The 18,011-nt window shown below is 61.1% G+C and carries 17 protein-coding genes; 12 read left to right on the top strand and 5 right to left on the bottom strand.

The annotated features are described in order from the left end of the window. The first annotated feature begins 187 nt into the window (after window positions 1–187). The 11 genes from AB7951_RS26255 to AB7951_RS26205 all read left to right on the top strand — a co-directional run bounded on the left by AB7951_RS26255 (window position 188) and on the right by AB7951_RS26205 (window position 11,840). Window positions 188–2,470 (top strand): FdhF/YdeP family oxidoreductase, encoded by a 2,283-nt coding sequence (locus AB7951_RS26255; protein ID WP_120288114.1) that lies wholly within the window; start codon window positions 188–190, stop codon window positions 2,468–2,470. An 84-nt stretch (window positions 2,471–2,554) separates the two neighbouring features. After that, on the top strand, window positions 2,555–3,835 hold the full coding sequence (locus AB7951_RS26250; RefSeq protein WP_120287881.1) for an MFS transporter: 1,281 nt from the start codon (window positions 2,555–2,557) through the stop codon (window positions 3,833–3,835). A gap of 133 nt (window positions 3,836–3,968) precedes the next feature. Next, entirely contained in the window at window positions 3,969–4,178 is a 210-nt protein-coding gene (locus tag AB7951_RS26245; RefSeq protein ID WP_068737702.1) for a hypothetical protein, read from the top strand. 19 nt (window positions 4,179–4,197) lie between these two features. Further along, entirely contained in the window at window positions 4,198–5,145 is a 948-nt protein-coding gene (locus AB7951_RS26240; RefSeq protein WP_120287882.1) for a glutathione S-transferase family protein, read from the top strand. A gap of 209 nt (window positions 5,146–5,354) precedes the next feature. After that, window positions 5,355–6,599, top strand: coding sequence for an ABC transporter substrate-binding protein (locus AB7951_RS26235; RefSeq protein WP_089266694.1), 1,245 nt, complete (start codon window positions 5,355–5,357; stop codon window positions 6,597–6,599). A 45-nt stretch (window positions 6,600–6,644) separates the two neighbouring features. Beyond that, complete coding sequence (locus AB7951_RS26230) at window positions 6,645–7,364, top strand: ABC transporter ATP-binding protein (RefSeq protein WP_120287883.1); 720 nt, start codon at window positions 6,645–6,647, stop codon at window positions 7,362–7,364. Then, window positions 7,357–8,061, top strand: coding sequence for an ABC transporter ATP-binding protein (locus AB7951_RS26225; RefSeq protein WP_089266697.1), 705 nt, complete (start codon window positions 7,357–7,359; stop codon window positions 8,059–8,061). The genes AB7951_RS26230 and AB7951_RS26225 overlap by 8 nt, the downstream gene beginning before the upstream one ends. Window positions 8,062–8,073: 12 nt before the next feature. Beyond that, window positions 8,074–8,940, top strand: a complete 867-nt coding sequence (locus AB7951_RS26220) for a branched-chain amino acid ABC transporter permease (RefSeq protein WP_068737690.1) — start codon at window positions 8,074–8,076, stop codon at window positions 8,938–8,940. After that, the gene (locus tag AB7951_RS26215) at window positions 8,937–9,923 is read left to right on the top strand and encodes a branched-chain amino acid ABC transporter permease (RefSeq protein WP_120287884.1); all 987 of its coding nucleotides are present in this window, start codon (window positions 8,937–8,939) and stop codon (window positions 9,921–9,923) included. Before AB7951_RS26220 ends, AB7951_RS26215 begins: the two co-directional genes overlap by 4 nt. A 91-nt stretch (window positions 9,924–10,014) precedes the next feature. Next, complete coding sequence (locus AB7951_RS26210) at window positions 10,015–10,473, top strand: DUF4126 family protein (RefSeq protein ID WP_120287885.1); 459 nt, start codon at window positions 10,015–10,017, stop codon at window positions 10,471–10,473. Continuing rightward, window positions 10,470–11,840 carry an FAD-containing oxidoreductase gene (locus AB7951_RS26205; RefSeq protein WP_120287886.1) on the top strand — a complete coding sequence of 457 codons (1,371 nt, stop codon included), beginning with the start codon at window positions 10,470–10,472 and terminating at the stop codon, window positions 11,838–11,840. Before AB7951_RS26210 ends, AB7951_RS26205 begins: the two co-directional genes overlap by 4 nt. Window positions 11,841–11,847: 7 nt before the next feature. Here the strand turns inward: AB7951_RS26205 and AB7951_RS26200 are convergent, their stop codons facing one another. The 5 genes from AB7951_RS26200 to AB7951_RS26180 all read right to left on the bottom strand — a co-directional run bounded on the left by AB7951_RS26200 (window position 11,848) and on the right by AB7951_RS26180 (window position 16,185). Next, window positions 11,848–12,027 carry a hypothetical protein gene (locus tag AB7951_RS26200; RefSeq protein ID WP_089266704.1) on the bottom strand — a complete coding sequence of 60 codons (180 nt, stop codon included), beginning with the start codon at window positions 12,025–12,027 and terminating at the stop codon, window positions 11,848–11,850. A gap of 173 nt (window positions 12,028–12,200) precedes the next feature. Next, the gene (locus AB7951_RS26195) at window positions 12,201–12,950 is read right to left on the bottom strand and encodes a glucose 1-dehydrogenase (RefSeq protein WP_093758024.1); all 750 of its coding nucleotides are present in this window, start codon (window positions 12,948–12,950) and stop codon (window positions 12,201–12,203) included. Window positions 12,951–13,062: 112 nt separating this feature from the next. After that, a complete protein-coding gene (locus AB7951_RS26190) occupies window positions 13,063–14,646 on the bottom strand; it encodes a Na+/H+ antiporter (protein WP_441256088.1) in 1,584 nt (527 codons plus the stop codon). A gap of 188 nt (window positions 14,647–14,834) precedes the next feature. After that, complete coding sequence (locus AB7951_RS26185) at window positions 14,835–15,899, bottom strand: glycosyltransferase family 4 protein (RefSeq protein WP_120287888.1); 1,065 nt, start codon at window positions 15,897–15,899, stop codon at window positions 14,835–14,837. A gap of 1 nt (window position 15,900) precedes the next feature. After that, window positions 15,901–16,185 (bottom strand): hypothetical protein, encoded by a 285-nt coding sequence (locus AB7951_RS26180; RefSeq protein WP_147421592.1) that lies wholly within the window; start codon window positions 16,183–16,185, stop codon window positions 15,901–15,903. A 17-nt stretch (window positions 16,186–16,202) separates the two neighbouring features. Here AB7951_RS26180 and AB7951_RS26175 point away from each other — a divergent pair, with 17 nt between their 5' ends. Then, on the top strand, window positions 16,203–17,969 hold the full coding sequence (locus AB7951_RS26175; protein WP_120287890.1) for an ABC transporter ATP-binding protein: 1,767 nt from the start codon (window positions 16,203–16,205) through the stop codon (window positions 17,967–17,969). Window positions 17,970–18,011: the final 42 nt, after the last annotated feature.

Genomic DNA, 18,011 nt, shown 5'->3' with positions numbered 1-18,011 from the left:
TCCATTCAAAATATCAATCGGGCGATAGCCTTGGTGAACAGGTGTCGCGGCATTCGTATCGTTCAATACAGCGCAGGTCCTGGTCAATCAAAGTTGATGGCATCTATTCGCTGCATTACAGCCTTTAATGCTACGAGGCGGAATTAGGTTGGGCCATATGGGCCCTGACGACGAAGGACGGATCGCGATGGCGAAGAAGCAGGTTCAGGGCGTCGAAGACTATAAAGGTGCCGCCGCAGGTTGGGGCGCGTTGAAAGCAGTGGCCGACGCGGTGCGCGGACAGATGGCGGTCGTCAATGAGACCCATGGCCTTCTGACGATGAACCAGCCGCATGGCTTTGATTGCCCGGGCTGCGCCTGGCCCGATCCAAAGCATACGTCATCATTCGAGTTCTGCGAGAACGGCGCCAAGGCGGTGTCGTGGGAAGCAACGGCCAAGCGCACGACGCCGGAATTCTTTGCGGCCCATACGGTGAGTGAACTCTGGGACTGGCATGATCACGACCTAGAAAACGAGGGACGTCTCACCCATCCGATGGCTTATGATCAGGCCAGCGACAAGTATCTTCCGATCTCGTGGGAAGATGCGATGGCGCGGATCGGTGCCGGCTTGCGCGCTTTGCCCGATCCGAACATGGCCGAGTTCTACACGTCGGGCCGCTGCTCTAACGAAGCAGCCTTCATGTACCAGTTGTTCGTGCGCGAATTCGGCACCAACAATTTCCCCGATTGCTCCAACATGTGCCACGAGGCCACGAGCGTCGGCCTTCCGGAATCCATCGGCGTCGGCAAGGGCACGGTGACGCTGGAGGATTTCGATCATGCGGATGCCGTGTTCTGCATCGGGCACAATCCCGGCACCAATCATCCGCGCATGCTGACGACCCTGCGCGAATGCTCCAAGCGCGGTGCTGCCATCGTTTCAATCAATCCGCTGCGCGAGCGCGGGCTGGAACGATTCACATCCCCGCAGCATCCAGCGGAAATGCTGACGTTGAGCTCTACGCAGATTTCGTCGACCTATTACCAGGTCAAGGTCGGTGGCGACATTGCCGTGCTGAAGGGCATGATGAAGACCGTCGTGGCGCTCGATGCCGCGAGCCTGGCCCAGGGCGGTCCCGGCGTGCTCGACCGCGCCTTCATCGCCGAACAAACCAACGGCATTGATGCACTGCTCGCCGATCTCGACGCGACCTCATGGGAGGCGATCGAGAAATCGTCGGGCCTGCCGCGCGCCGATATCGAAAACCTCGGCAACATCTACGCCGGGGCCAAGAGCGTGATCATCAATTACGGCATGGGTATTACCCAGCATCGCCACGGCACCGGTAACGTGCAGCAGATCGCCAATCTCCTGATGCTGCGCGGAAACATCGGCCGTCCCGGCGCCGGCATCTCGCCGTTACGCGGGCACTCCAACGTGCAGGGCGACCGCACCGTGGGGATCACCGAAGTACCCAACGCCGCACTGCTCGCCGGTATCGAACGCACGTTCAACTTCAAGCCGCCGAGCGCGCATGGTCACGATGCCGTCGCGTCGGTGAAGGCGATCCGCGATGGCCGTTCGAAGGCGTTGATCTGTCTTGGCGGCAATCTCGCTGTCGCGATGTCAGATCCTGAGGCGACCTATCCGGCGATGCGTAGCCTCGATCTCGTGGTGCATATCGCCACCAAGCTCAATCGCTCGCATCTTCTGATCGCGAAAGAGTCGATCATCCTGCCATGCCTTGGCCGCACCGAGATCGACGTGCAGGCGACGGGTCCGCAACTGGTGACGGTGGAAGATTCGATGTCGATGGTGCACGCCTCGCGCGGCGGCTTGAAGCCGGCGTCTGAGCATCTGAAGTCCGAGACTGCGATCGTTGTCGATATGGCCATTGCGACTTTGCCGAATACAAAGGTGAAGTGGCTCGACTACGTCGCCGACTACAGCAAGATCCGCGACGCCATCGAGTCGGTCTTTCCGGCCTTCGAGGATTACAATGCACGGATCAAGAAGCCGGGTGGCTTCCGGCTGCGCAACGCCGCCTCGGAACGGGAATGGCTGACGCCGAGCAAGAAGGCGCAATTTCTGGTTTTCTCCGGCCTCTATGAGGACGGCCCCGCCGAGACCGCGTTGACGCTGACCACGCTGCGCAGCCACGATCAGTACAACACCACGATTTACGGCATGAACGATCGCTATCGCGGCATCACAGGGCGGCGCGATGTGGTGTTCGTGAACGAGCAGGACCTCGCCCGCCGCGGGCTGAGCCACGGTGATCTGATCGACATCGTGCTGGATCGTCCGGACAGCGCGCCGCGCGCGCTGCGTCGGGTGACGGCGGTGGCTTACAACATCCCACAAGGATCGGTGGCGGCCTATTATCCTGAGGCCAATGTGCTCGTGTCACTCGACCAGCATGATGCGAAGTCGGGAACGCCGGCTTACAAATCGATCCCGATCCGGATCGAGGCATCGGTCGCCTAAGCTGCACCGCAGCATTGAGAGAGCATGACCGCCACGGCTTTCGTGGCGGTTGATGCGCGCCGTGTTTCCGCGTAGGCGAGCGCCATGACCAGTGCTGCCGACTCTTCTGCCTTCAAGCCCGTTGCCATCGATCCGCCCGTGAGCGTGGCCCTCGTGGCCGCGATGCTCATTCTGACCTGCGGGCATGTACTGTCCAACATGCTGCGCACCACGCCTGCGGTCGCGATCGATGTGATGTCGACCGATCTCGGCGTCACGCCGCAGACGCTGGCCGCGCTGACTTCCGCCTATCATTTTTTCTTCGCGCTCCTGCAGATTCCGGTCGGCGTTGCGCTGGATCGCTACAGCATCCGTACGGTGTCGCTCGTGCTGTTCGCCGGTACGGTCTGCGGCGCGGCGATTGCGGCGCTGTCGACCGGGCCGCTCTCGTTCTTCGCGTCGCAGGCAACGATCGGCATGGCGACGTCGGGCATGCTGATGTGCCCGATGACGCTCGCGGCCAAGCGGCTGACACCAGCGCAGTTCGGTCTGTGGTCCGGCATCATTCTGTCATTCGGCAATGCGGGGCTGCTATTGTCGGCCAGTCCGCTTGCTTACGTCGTCGAGCACTGGGGCTGGCGCGCCGGTTTCTGGATTGCGGCGGCCGCGGCTATTGTCGTGGCCATGCTGATCGCGGTTATCGTTCCGTCGTCGCGTCCCGAAGGCCAGCCGCGCGCGCTTCTGGGTGAGATGGTTTCGGTTCTGCAACTCGGTGTCTCCCGCGCAGTGCGCGGTATCGTGATCCTCGCTTTCGTGTCACTTGCGGTTCAGCTTGTGTTGCGTGGGCTTTGGGCAGGTCCCTGGCTGATGAATATCAAGGGACTGTCGCGGATAGAGGCCGGCAATGTGCTGGCGTTGTTTACGGTGGCGCTGGTGATTGGGCCGGCGCTGTCGGGCCTGCTCGATCGCAAGCTCGGTCATCGCCGCATGCTGCTGTTTGCGGTCCATTTGTGCGCCGCCGCGCTGCTGCTCGTGATGGCGCTCGGTGCACCGGGCTATCCGTTGGCCACGCTTTTCGGCCTGTCTGTGATGCCCGTGGCAGTCGATACCGGCCTGCTTGTGGTCATCGGCCTTCTCGTCGCGATGCAGCCGCTCGTCTATGCGATGATCCGCCAGGTCGTTGCTGCCGAGAATATTGGCAAAGCGCTCTCTGCGGCAAACCTGTCATTCTTCCTCGGCACCGCCGTGATGCAATCGGCTACCAGTCCGATTGCCGCCGCCTGGGGATTGCCCGCAGTTTTAATCTCAATGGCGGTATTCCTGACCGTATGCACCCTCGTCTTCTTCGTGTTGACGCGTCCCGCAGCGCAGCGCGGGGCTGCATAACAGGTCCATGACGATTGCGACGGCAAGTTGCTGGAATTGCCGTGAGTCCTGTGGTCTGATGCGCAGAGTGACGCGATCAAGACGTCGCGCGCGGTCTCGCATTGCGGGGCGCCTCACACAGGGAGGACGTGACTTGCCGTTTTTCGTCAGGGGAACCGATACGTCAGGGACTGTTTCACTCCGCCGGGACAACGCGGCCGGAGCTGTCAAGAAGGCCAGGGAGCTGCTCGATGACGGCAGCTGGGATGTTGAAATCACCGGCCCGGATGGACTTCCGCATCCGATTGCCGAATTCGAGGCGATGTATTCCGCCGGTGCGACGACGGCGGTGCATGCGACATAGCTGACAGGCAAGGGATGCAGTGACGGCGACCGATCTTGTTCTGCATCACTATCCGCGTTCGCCGTTTGCCGAGAAAGTGCGCGTCGCCTTCGGATTGAAGGGCCTGCATTGGCAGTCGGTGATCCAGCCGCGGATCGCGCCGAAGCCAGAGCTCGTGGCGCTCACCGGAGGCTATCGCCGCGTTCCGGTGCTGCAGATCGGCGCAGACGTTTATTGCGATACGCGCCGCATTCTCGCGGAGCTTGAGCGGCGTTTTCCCGAGACGACGCTTTATCCGACGGGCACGCGCGGTCAGGCCGATATCATCGCGGCCTGGGCCGATCGCGCGCTCTTTGCCAATGCTCTTGGACTGGTCTTCGGCCTGAACGGAGATCGTTTTCCGCCAGAACTGCATGCCGATCGCGCGAGTTTCACGTCAGGCAAGTTCGATGGCTGGGACAGCGTGAAGATGCGTGAGCAGATTCCTGCGCTGCGCAACCAGTTTCGCATTCATCTTGCCTGGCTGAGCGATTGGCTTGCGCATGGCGACGCATTCCTGCTCGGCAACGTGCCATCACTTGCCGACATCGCCGTCTACCATCCGCTCTGGTACGCGCGCCGCAATCTCGGTGAGAGCGAAGGTCTTGCCGAGCATCCGCGCGTTCTCACGTGGATGGACCGGGTTGCTGCGCTGGGGCACGGAATGGTTGAGGAGCTGTCGCCCGAACACGCGCTGGATATAGCGCGGCTCTGTCAGCCTATGGCGACATCTGCTTCTCCTCATAACGATATTGCAGATGATCAAGGTCTGCCGTTTAAGGAAGGCACGATGGTATCGGTCATGCCGACCGATTGGGGTTTCGATCCCGTCATCGGTGCGTTTGTTTCTGCGGGTCATAACAGCATCGCTTTGCGGCGTGAGGATCCCGATGTCGGCGCGACGGTTGTACACTTCCCACGTGCAGGCTTTGCGATTGCTCGACTGTGAAAGCCCCGTCACGGATGCATGGCCCTCATTCGCGATTTCCATGCGCCGCAATTTGACGCAGCTGCGCAAACGCGGCTAAGTCCGAAAAACGCTGCCCGACTGCGATATGCAGACTCCCAATCTGCAACGCGGTGTTCGACACTCCAGCGCCCAGTAACAGAACAAGAAAGCGCGCCGCTTCAGCGACGTTGCGCATCGGAGGATATGACATGACCATGACCCGCCGCACGTTTGGACTTGGTGCCTCTGCCGTTCTGGCGGGGCCGATCGCCGCGCCTTTCATTCGTAGCGCAGGCGCCGCCGAGCCGGCGATCCGCATCGGCATGGTCAATTCGATGAGCGGCGGTCTTGCGGCCTATGCCCAGGAAGGCCAGCCGGCGTTCGAATACATCATCAAGAAGATCAATGCCGAAGGCGGCATCAAGAGCAAGGGCGGCGCCAGGATCGAGCTGGTGCTGGCGGACGATACCAGCCAGCCGGCGCGCACCGCCGCCGAAGCGCGGCGCCTGATCACCGAGGAAAAGGTGCAGCTTCTGACTGGCACCATTCTCAGCGCACAGATGCTGGCGCTGACGCCGGTGGTCGACGAAGCCAAGATTCCGACGCTGTCGGTCTGGGCCGGTGGGTCGCAGTCGAACTATATGTTCACGCTGGGATACCCGTATGATCGCGGCTATGCGCAGACCATGCATGATTTCGTCATCTCATTGCGCGACGATTTCAAGTTTCCGATCAAGACCGCCGTCATGGCCTATTCGAATTACGAGGCCGGCCAGCAGTCGAACAAATTCCTGGTCGAGAAGCTGAAGGCGAGCGGCATCCAGATCATCGGCGAAGCCGCGCTCGATATTCGTGCGCAGGACCAGACCGCGGCGATGGTCCGTATTCGCTCGCTCAAGCCGGACGTCGTTGTGGGCCTCGTGACGCCGCGCGACGGCATCCTGCTGCATCAGGCGCGTTACAATCTGAACTATCATGGCAGCATCTTCTGCGGCGGTACCGGCGGCTATTCGGATCTGTCGCTCTGGAAGGATCTCGGCCCCGAGATCGGCAAGGCCGTGCTGACGAAGAACCTGTTCGGCATGACCGGTTTCAGCGCCGGCGCCAAGATCGAGTCGATGCAGAAGATCGTCACGGAATTGCGCGATGTCGCCAAGCTCGACAAAATCGGCCAGGGCGCTGTGCAATATGCCCAGGCGGCGCGCGTGCTGCAACAGGTGCTCGAGAACGCGAAGTCGCTGCAGAGCGATGCACTGCTCGAGGCGTTGAAGAACGTCAACATTCCGGCAGGCGATCCGAACCTCTACATTGCCAAGCCGAAGGGCCTGCAATTCGCGGAAGACCGTCTGCTCAAGGACGGTTCTGCAATGTTCATCCAGTGGACTCCCGAGCAGGATCAGCAGGTCGTATTCCCGAAGGAATTTGCCCAGGTGCCGCCACGGCCGAAGTCCTGATCGGCGCTGTAGTAAGACTGAGCGCAACCTAGAGAGTGGACGGCTGTGGCATTTCTGGAAGTCTCCAACATCACCAGGCGGTTTGGCGGTCTGATCGCGCTCAACGCGGTGAGTTTCGACGTCGAGAAGGGTGAGATTCTCGGCATCATCGGCCCGAACGGCGCCGGCAAGACTACGCTGTTTGGTGTGATCTCCGGTTTCATTCCGCCGAGTGCGGGCGACGTTGTTTATGACGGTGAAAGCATTATCGGGGTGTCGCCGGATCGGCTGGTGCGCCGCGGATTGATGCGCTCCTTCCAGATCGTCCAGTCCTTTGCCGACATGACGGCGCTCGACGTCGTCACGACCGCAGCATTGACGCGCCGGCCGATGCGCGAAGCGATCGACTACGCAGCGCAAGCACTGCTGCGCGTCGGCCTTGGCGGCAAGGAGCACAAGACGCCGGCGACGCTGTCGTTGCAGGACAAGAAGCTGTTGGAGCTGGCGAAGTGCATCGCTACCGATCCGCGCTGCATCCTGCTCGACGAAGTGATGGCCGGCCTGACCATGGCCGAGACCGCCGCGCCGATCGCGATCATCGAGGAGCTCAACAAGCAGGGCGTTACCATCGTGATGGTGGAGCATGTGATGCCCGTCATCATGCGGCTCGCGCAGCGTATGGTGGTGATTAATTTCGGCGAGAAGATCGCGCAGGGCACGCCCGACGAGATCCTTCGGGATCAGCGCGTCGTCGATGCCTATTTCGGAGATCATCTCGATGCTTGAGATCGACAACCTGGTCGCAGGCTATGGCGGCGTGCCGGTGCTGCGCGACATCAACGCCAAGATCGCTGCGGGCGAGATCGTCGGCCTGCTCGGCGCCAACAATGCCGGCAAGACCACGCTGATCAATGCGCTGTCCGGAATGGTCAAGCCGATATCCGGCCGCATTCTGTTTCTCGGCGAAGACATCAGCAAATTAACGCCGCAGGCGCGTGTCGAGCTCGGCATCGTGCAGGTGCCGGAAGGCCGTCTGGTGTTTCCGGAAATGAGCATCCGCGAAAATCTTCTGCTTGGCGGCATCAATGCGCATGCGCGCAAGCATCGTCCGCAACAGATGGAAAAAGTCATCGGTTTGTTTCCGCGGCTTGGCGAGCGGCTGACCCAGAGTGCCGGTTCACTATCAGGCGGCGAGCAGCAGATGCTGGCCATCGGTCGCGGGCTGATGGCGGAAGCCAAGCTGCTGATGCTCGATGAACCCTCGCTCGGTCTGTCGCCGCTATTCGTGCAGTATATTTTTGAGATCATCGACAAGTTGCATGCCGATGGGCTGACCATCCTGCTGGTGGAGCAGAATCTGAATTTGACGTTGCGCCACGCCAAGCGCTGTTACGTGCTGGAGCGCGGGCAGGTGGCGGTCGAGGGCGATGCGGAGACCGTGAAAAACGATCCGCGCACCCGCAGCGCCTATCTTGGTCTGTGATCGGAGAGTGATGTGACCGAACTTTATCAAGCTCTCGCCCAAGGCCTTCTGATCGGCGCCACTTATGGCTTGCTGGCGTTGGGCATGGGGCTCGTTTACGGCGTTTCGGGCGTCGTCAACTTCTCGCATGGCGATTTCATCTCGCTCGGCATGTTCATGTGCCTCGCCCTGTACTCCGCCTTCGCTATGGACCCCTATGTGTCGATCATCATCACGGTGCCGCTGATGACCGCCATCGGCGCACTGGTCTACATCTTCCTGATACGGCCGATGGTCGGGCATCAGTTCCTGATGGTGGTGCAGCTTACGCTGGGTCTCAGCCTGGTGCTGCAGAACGGCATCCTGATGGTGTTCGGCGGCGAGCCGGCGCGGACGCCCTCCTTCGTCGAATCCAAGCTGATCATTCTCGGTGACGTGGTGCTGCGAGTGCCGCACATCGTCGCCTTCGTTGTTTCCTTTGCGCTCGCCATCGGCCTCTACATCATGCTGCGCTCGACCGACTTCGGCCGCTCGATCCGCGCCGTGCACCAGAATGCGCATGCCGCCGCGCTGATGGGCATCAATGTCGGCCGCGTCCAGGTGCTGACCTTCGCGCTCGGCATCGGTATTCTCGCGCTGGCCGCCGCGCTGCTGCTGCCGGGCACTCCGATCCAGCCGACCCAGGGCCTGCGCTACACCGTGATCACGCTGCTGGTCGTGGTGCTCGGCGGCATGACCAATTTCGTCGGCATCATGCTCGGCGGCCTGATTATTGGCATCGCCGAAGCCTTCGGCACGATCTATCTCGACGGCCCGATCGGCTTGCTGCTGCCATACATCATCTTCGTGGCGATCATGCTGTTTCTCCCGAAGGGCCTGACCTGGAGCTCGGCACGATGAGAGACGAATTCTACAAGACGCTCGCATCGCCGATCTGGTGGGGCGCGCTGGTCATCGCCGCCATCATGCCGTTCGTGCTGTCGAGCTATTACGTCCACATTCTCACGCTGGCGCTGGTCTATGTGGCACTGGCTTCGTCGTGGAACATCGTCGGCGGCATGGCCGGGCAGATCTCGCTGGCGCACAGCCTGTTTATCGGCATCGGATCGATGTTCTCGGCCGCGCTCCTGCTCAAGCTCGGCATCAATATGTGGCTGGGTCTCGTGATCTCGGCGGTAATCTCCGGAATCCTCGGCGCCGTCATCGCCTGGATCGACTTCCGCTTTCAGCTCGGCCATCTTTCTTTCGTGCTGATCACGCTGGCTTTCGCGGAGATGGGCAGCATTGTCGTCGAGGGCTGGGATTTCCTCGGCGGTGCATCCGGGCTGCTGCTGCCGAAGGACACAGGTAATTTCCTGGCGTTCCAGTTTGGCGGTGGCCACGGCGCGTTCTGGATGATGCTGGGGCTGGCCGCGATTTGCGTGCTGGTCAATGTCGCGATCCTCAATTCGCCGCTTGGCTATTATCTGCGCACCATCCGCGACAATGAGAAGGCGGCGCAGGCGATTGGCGTCAACATCCTGCGCTACAAGATCACCGCCATGGTGATCTCGGCGATGCTCGCCTCCGTCGTCGGTACCGCCTATGTGCGCTATCTCACTTTTGCCGATCCCTATCTGCTGATCTCGCCCGTCATCACCATCGAGATCGTGCTGTTCGCAACGGTCGGCGGTCTGGGTCGCGCCTATGGCCCCGCGCTCGGCGCATTGCTGCTGGTGCCGCTCGGCGAAATCCTGCGCGGCAAGCTCGGCAGCACGCTGCCCGGCCTGCATTATTTCATCTACGGCATTGTCGTGATCTCGGTGATCCTGGTCACGCCGCGTGGGCTGTTGCCGCTGTTTGAGCGGCTCTGGGCGCGTGCTCGGCCGCAGCCGGGTCCCTGATATTTCGATATCATCCAGTTGGCGGATCGGGTTCCCGCAGCTAGTCTTTGAACCAGCAAGGCGCGGGCGCGCCTGACGGGGGACGAGCGCGATGATCTTCGTACTGGGATTGTTGATGGGTGTCGTGGCCGGTTTGCGGGCGATGACGCCAGCAGCAGCGCTGAGCTGGGCAGCCTATCTCGGCATTTTGAAAGTATCCGGCACCTGGCTGTCGTTTCTCGGTTCGATCTGGGCCGTCGCGATTTTCACGGTTCTCGCTCTTGGCGAGCTTATCACCGATCAGTTGCCGACCACGCCGAGCCGCAAGATTCCCGTGCAGTTCAGTACCCGCGTCGTGATCGGCGCCATCGCGGGCGTCGTTATCGCCGGTCCAGCCAACTGGATATTCGGTGCGCTGGTCGGCATCGTCGGTGCGGTCATCGGCACGCTCGGCGGCGCGAGCATGCGGGGCAAGCTTGCCGCCAGTTTTGGCCGGGATCGGCCGGCTGCCCTGATTGAGGATGCCGTCGCCATCATCGGTGCGGCCCTGCTCGTGCTGGCGCTGAAATGACCCGGTCGTTTGACGCGATCATCATCGGTGCCGGCCAGGCGGGGCCTTCGCTCGCGGGTCGGCTTACGTCCGCCGGCATGTCGGTTGCGATCATCGAGCGCCATCTGTTTGGTGGCACCTGCGTCAATACCGGCTGCAAGCCGACCAAGACGCTGGTCGCCTCCGCCTATGCCGCGCATCTTGCGCGCCGCGGCAGCGACTATGGCGTGATGATTGACGCGCCCGTGCGAATCGATATGGCGCGCGTGAAGGCGCGGGCGGACAAGGTAATCCATGACTCGCGCAACGGCGTTGAAAGCTGGTTGCGCGGCATGGACAAATGCACGGTCATCAACGGCCATGCGCGCTTCGAATCCGCGGATACGATCCGCGTCGGCGACGAGTTGCTGACGGCGCCAACGATCTTCCTGAATGTCGGTGGGCGGGCTGTCGTGCCGGATATGCCTGGGATCAACGACGTCACCTATCTGACCAACACGGGCATCCTGCAACTGGATCGCGTGCCGAAACATCTGGTGGTGATCGGTGGCAGCTATATCGGACTCGAATTTGCGCAGATGTATCGCCGCTTCGGCGCCGAAGTGACGGTGGTCGAGAAGGGCGCGCATCTGGTCTCGCGTGAGGATGTTGAGATCTCTGAAGCGATCCGCGATATCCTGCTCGCCGAAGGCATCCATATCCGAACCAATGCCGAATGCATCACCTTCAAGCCACATCCCGATGGCGTGGCTGTCGGTGTCGACTGCACCGAAGGCGCGCCGGAGATCATCGGCAGTGATGTTCTGCTCGCGGTGGGACGCCGTCCGAATACCGACGATCTCGGTCTCGACAAGGCTGGCGTCGCTGTGGATGACCGCGGCTACATCAAGGTCGATGACGGTCTCGCCACCAATGTACCCGGCATTTTCGCGATGGGCGATTGCAACGGCCGCGGGGCCTTCACGCACACGGCTTACAACGACTTCGAGATCATTGCCGCGAACCTGCTCGATGGCGCCAGCCGCCGCGTCAGCGATCGGCTTCCCGGCTACGCGCTGTTCATCGACCCGCCGCTCGGCCGCGTCGGCATGACGCTGGCTCAGGCAAAGGCCACAGGAAAGAAATTGCTGATCGGCAATCGGCCGATGACCCATGTGGGCCGTGCCGTCGAGAAGGGCGAGACCGCGGGCATGATGCAGGTTGTGGTCGATGCTGAAACGAAGAAGATTTTGGGAGCCGCCATCCTCGGCACCGGAGGTGACGAGGCGATCCATGGCATCCTCGACATCATGAATGCCGGCGCCGATTACACCCAGTTGCAATGGGCGGTGCCGATCCATCCGACGGTGTCGGAACTGATCCCGACGCTGCTCAACGAGATGAAGTGATCGCCGCTCAGGCGGTCTGGAACTTGAGCACGGCCATCAGCGTCAACAAGGTGGTTGCGCAGGATGCGGACACAATCGCCATATTGATAAGGCTGCGGACTGCAACAGCCGCGACTGCAGAAATCGGATGAACAGCGTCCGATGCACTGGCTTTCTTGCGCGGAGCCGGTTTCTTCTTTGCTGCCATGATGATCCCCAAAGAGAGGGGTCAGACCGTTGACCGGCCTGACCCTGACGCCTTCCCTGCCGAGGTGTGTCCCTCGATCATGACGCGACCATCGCATGAATGGCCGGTGAACTGCTTAACGCGCGTGGTGAATCGAATCTGACCGGATTCGATGGTTTATGAATTTCCTCGTTCTAGATTGTTCGCCCGCCATCGACCGGCAAGATCACGCCGGTGAGGAACTCGGATTCCTCACCCGCCAGATACACGCAGGCATTGGCGATATCCGAGGGACGCGACATGCGGCCGAGCGGGATCGTCCCGATGAATTTAGCGCGGTTCTCTGGCGTATCCGGCACGCCCATGAAGGATTCCAGTAGCGCGGTTTCCCCGATCACCGGCGCGATGCAATTGACGCGGATGCCATCGGGCGCCAGTTCCACGGCCATCGATTTCGACATCAGGTTCACCGCGCCTTTGGTGGCGTTGTACCAGGTCAGGCCCGGGCGCGGCCGGACGCCGGCTGTCGAACCGATATTGATGATGCGTCCGCTCTTCTGCTTCTTCATCACGGGCACGCAGGCATTGGTCATCAGAAAGATCGATTTCACATTGATGTCGAATGCCTTGTCGAATTCTTCTTCGGTCACTTCGAGCAAGGGCTTGTTGCGAAAGGTCCAGCCGGCATTGTTGACGACAACGTCGAGCTTGCCGAATTTTTCGACCGCGAGCTTCACCGAGGCATCAACATCGGCCTTGCTGGTGACGCTGCCGCCGAGGGCGATTGCGCTGTCGCCGATCTCGGCCGCAACCTTCTTCGCGCCATCGGCATTCAGATCGAGGATGACGACCTTGGCGCCTTCGCGCGCGTAAGACCGTGCGATCTCGGCGCCGAAACCCGATGCGCCGCCGGTGACGATGGTGGATAGGCCTTGAAGTCTCATGTTGTTTTCTCCCGGATTTTGCGCCTTGACCGGCGCTTGACGATCAAGGTTAGAGCCGATGGTGGCGGCTGTGAAGGCGCCACGGCGAATGGCTGCTAGAGAAGCGTGGCTTTTACAGGAAGCGTCTTGCGTTGACTTCTTCGAGATCGAGCCCTTCTTCGATCGCATGCAGCACACTGTCGTGGATTTCGCCCTCACGGTGCATCTTCAGAAGCTCTGCACGGCCGGCTTCGATGGCGGCCAGCACCGTCGTGTAATGGTCGATGCGGTGGGGCGATAGTGCCTCAGCCTCTTCGGCATAGCGCGCTGCTGCACCTTTGCGATAGGTGTATTGCTCGAACAGGCGCGGATGGCGATGTGTGCCGTCATCATTGCGCGACGCCTTTTCGATGGCAGAAAATTGCGCGGCTGCAACCCGCGCGCGCGCCTGCGCCTCGCTGAGTTTGGAGTGATGCGGTGTGCGGACATTGTCGGTTTTGATCAGACGGCGCACGATCGGTGCCAGCGTCGAACCCTGGACAAGGACCGTCACCAGGATTACTGCGAAGGTGATTGCCAGGATGACGTCACGGCCGGGAAATTCCTCCGGCAATGATAATGCGGCAGCGAGGCTCACCACGCCGCGCAAACCGGCCCAGCTCATGATGAACGGCACCGTCCATGGCGGAGCGGGGTCGCGGGCGCGCAGCTTCGGCATCAGCATGCGCGGCAGATAGGTGCCGGGAAACATCCAGACGAAGCGGGCCAGGATCACCGCGGCGATGATTGCGCCTGTTGCCGGCAACAGCGCCACCAGCGCGTCATAGCCGCCGAGGCGATACAGCACGCCGCGCAGCGACAGCCCGATCAGGATAAACACCAGGGATTCCAGCACGAACACGACGACACTCCACGCTGCGGTGGCGCGGGTGCGCGTCGCAGCGCCGAAGAACTCGTGTTGCTTCCAGCCGAGGATCATGCCGCAGGCGACTGTGGACAGCACGCCGGAGACGTGCAGCTTTTCCGCTGCGATATAGGAGATCCAGGCGACCAGGAAGGTCCATGCAATGGCGAGGTCGATGTCCTTGATGCGCTTGATTACCAGGATGGCGGCGAAGGCGAATGCGATGCCAACAAGCAGGCCGCCGATCGCAACCGAGAAGAAACTCACGGTGGCCGCAGTGGCGCTGAACGAGCCGGTCAGCGCTGCCGCGATGGCGAAGCGCAGCAGCACCAGGCCCGATGCGTCGTTGACGAGGCTCTCGCCCTCCAGCAGCACGATAATGCGCGGCGGGAGCGGCACGCTCTGGAGCACGGCCTTTGCCGCCACCGAATCCGGCGGCGAGACAATGGCGCCGAGCGCAAAACAGGCGGCCCAGGGCAGCGACGGCATCACCAGATGCGCGACTACGCCGACCACGAGGGTGGTGAAGAAGACAGCGCCAACGGCGAGCTGCAATATGATGCGAAGATCGGCGCGGAAATCCCGCCAGGAGGTGAACCAGGCGCTCGACATCAGCAGCGGCGGCAGAAACAACACGAGCACCAGCTCGGGGTCGATCTCGACATCCGGGGTGCCCGGGATCAGTGCGAAGCCGATGCCGCCGAGGATCAGGGCAGCTGCGCGCGGGAGCTGAAAACGCCGCGCGATCATGTCGAGCAAAACGATGACAGCCATCAGCAGCAGGAAAATTTCGAAGCGGGAAACGGCGGTCATGAGGGCCTGTCGAGATGCGAGAAAAACGGTCGGACGTCGATTCGGGCCAATGCCGTGATCTGATGTCTGTCATCTATCTTGCAAATGTCGCACGGGCTGTACAGCGGGCCAGTGATTTGGCAGCAGGCCAGCACGAAAAAGGGCGACCCGACGGGCCGCCCTTCGATGCCTTAATTATGCGCTTCAGACTACTCTGCGCTGCTGACCAGTCGCAGCGACACCCTATGCTCCATCATGCTGCGATAGGTGGCCACATAATCGAGAGCCATGCGCCGGGCGGTGAAGCGGTTTTCGAACTGCTTGCGGATCGCTGTACGGTCCATGCCGGCGAGACGACCCACCGCGGCAACTGCACTGGTCTCGTCCTCGACGATGAAGCCGGTAAGGGCCTCGTCGATGATCTCCGGCACCGAGCCGCGGTTATAGGCAATGACCGGCGTGCCGCAGGCCATGGATTCGATCATCACCAGGCCAAACGGCTCGGGCCAGTCGATCGGCAGCAACAGACCATAGGCGCCGCTGAGGAATTCCGGCTTCTCCCGGTCGCTGATCTCGCCGATATATTCGACCAGCGGATGATCCATCAGTGGGCGAACGACCTGCTCGTAATAGTCCTCATCCGCGCGGTCGATCTTGGCCGCGATTTTCAGCGGGATGCCGGCGCGGATGGCGATCTTGATCGCGCGGTCGACGCCCTTCTCGGGCGCAATACGCCCGAGCACGGCGAGGTAGCTCGGCGTGATCGGTTGCGGCGTCAGCAATTTCTCGGGAAGGCCGTGATAGATCGTGCGCACGAAATTCGCCTGCGGTACCGGGCGCCGCTGCGCGTTCGAAATCGAAACAACGGGAATCTTGGAGAAAGTCGTGAAGGTCGGCTGATGTTCCGGCAGATCCAGACGGCCGTGCAGCGTCGTGAGAAATGGTGTGGGTTGGCGGGAGAATAGCGAGAACGGATAGTAATCGAGATGGAAATGCAGAACGTCGAATTCGTCGTCGTCACATTTCTGTCTTACGCGCTCGAGCATTTCCATATGGAGGGCGTTGGGATCGCGGACAGAGCCATCGAGCCGCAGCGCCTTCGGCCATCCGGCGTCGAGCTTGCCTGACGTTTGAGAGTCGCCGCTGGCGAACAGCGTAACATCATGCCCCTGCGCCACCAGCTCTTCGGTTAACCAGTGGACGACGCGTTCCGTGCCTCCATAGAGCTTCGGCGGAACGGCTTCTGTCAGCGGAGCAACTTGCGCGATGCGCATTTTACATATCTCCCATGTTGGAAGTGATGAACAACTTCAGCGACGACGTGTCGGTACCGGTATGCCTGAAGCTGGAACGTTCTCGCATCTGCGAGGTTCCTATGTGATCTGCGTAGTTCGTCCACACTGTGGTCTTGCTGATGCCATCACGTTCAACCACGGTTTCCGGAGTGTTAATGCTGCCCGAATGTTGCGCCGAGATGGCGAGAGCGTGGGTAATTCGGGATGGCATCATCTCCATCAGCGGGCGGGGACGCTGTCCGTCGAGATTCTTGTTCTTATTCAACGGGTTTTGACAATCACATGGACAGTCTTTCCGGATATGCGTATCGCCCTTTCGCTTTCGTGATGCGCTACATCAGGATGCGTTCTGCATCGCATATGATCATCCTGATATCCGTGCTTGCAGCCGTCGCCTGTTCGGTGGGCACGCAGTACGGAATTAAATTTTTAGTCGATGGCCTCTCATCTGGACCTTCGGGAGCCGGTAATACCGTCTGGATCGCATTTGGCGTTCTGATCTCGCTGATCACGGCAGACATGTTCCTGTGGCGCGTGGCCAGCTGGACCGCGAGCTATACATTCGTTGGTGTCACCGGCGATCTCAGGCGCGATATCTTTCGCCATCTGACCGGACACGCACCGAGCTACTTCTCGGATCGGCTGCCCGGCATGCTGACCAGCCGTATCACGGCAACATCCAACGCGGTCTTCACGGTCGAAAACATGTTTGTCTGGAACGTGTTGCCGCCCTGCGTCGCGACATTCGCGGCGATCCTGCTGATTGGAACCGTGAGCCTGCCGATGGCGGCGGGACTGACAGTCGTCGCGGGCGCGGTCGTCGTGATGATGTTCAAGATGGCCGCGGCCGGCAAGAAGCTGCATGACGACTTCGCCAGCAAGGCGGCAGCCGTCGATGGCGAAATGGTCGATGTCATCAACAATATGCCGCTGGTCCGCGCATTCTGCGGATTGAGCTTCGAGCATGATCGCTTCGATGAAACGGTCGATCGTGAGCTGAACGCCCGTGGTCGTAGCCTGCGCTATCTTGAGCGTCTGCGCCTGACGCATGCGGCCATCACGGTCGCGCTGACGATCGGGCTGCTCGCCTGGGCGATCATGCTCTGGCAGCGAGGCGGCGCCAGCACCGGCGACGTCGTTCTGATCTGTACGCTCGGTCTCTCGATTCTACATGCGACGCGAGATCTTGCGGTGGCGCTCGTGGATGTCACGCAACATGTTGCGCGCTTGTCCGAGGCGCTGTCCACATTGCTGGTGCCCCATGAGCTCAGCGACCATCCCGAAGCCGAGCCGCTGGTGAAGTCAGGTGCAGCGATCGCCTTCAACAATATCTCGTTCCGTTATCCCGGCGGTCTGCAGGTGTTCGACAAGTTCACGTTGCGGCTCAATGCCGGCCAGCGCGTTGGCCTTGTCGGTCAGTCCGGCGGCGGCAAGTCGAGCCTGTTTGTATTGCTGCAGCGCTTCTACGACGTGCAGGATGGTAGCATCACCATCGATGGCCAGGATATTTCACGCGTGACCCAGCACAGCCTGCGTCACGCAATCTCCGTGGTACCGCAGGACATCTCATTGTTCCATCGCTCCATCATGGAGAACATCCGGTATGGACGTCCCGAGGCGACGGATGACGAGGTATTGCGTGCAGCCATTTCGGCGCGTTGCGACTTTGTCGAGACGCTGCCGGAAGGTCTTCACACCATGGTCGGTGACCGCGGCGTCAAACTGTCTGGCGGGCAGCGTCAACGCATCGCTATTGCACGCGCCTTCCTAAAGGACGCGCCCATTCTGCTGCTGGATGAGGCAACGGCGGCCCTCGATAGTGAATCGGAGGAGGCGATCCGTGAGGCGCTGGCGCGTCTGATGCGTGGTCGCACGGTAATCGCGATCGCGCATCGCCTCGCGACGCTGCGCAATTTCGATCGCGTGGTCATGCTGCAGAGCGGCAAGATCATTGAGGACGGCAAACCCGATCATCTGATGCAGGGCGAGGGGCCGTATCGGGAACTCGTCACACAGGAAATGAGCCGTCTCGCGCAGCACGCAGCCTGACGACTCAGTTATCCTCTCCAGGCGCTGCGTTTATCTTCGTGC

It is taken from the genome of Tardiphaga sp. 285_C5_N1_2 (assembly GCF_052076065.1).
Classification (GTDB): domain Bacteria; phylum Pseudomonadota; class Alphaproteobacteria; order Rhizobiales; family Xanthobacteraceae; genus Tardiphaga; species Tardiphaga robiniae.
The sequence above is the reverse complement of the archived record's forward strand: the minus strand, read 5'-3'. Positions and strand labels throughout refer to the sequence as shown.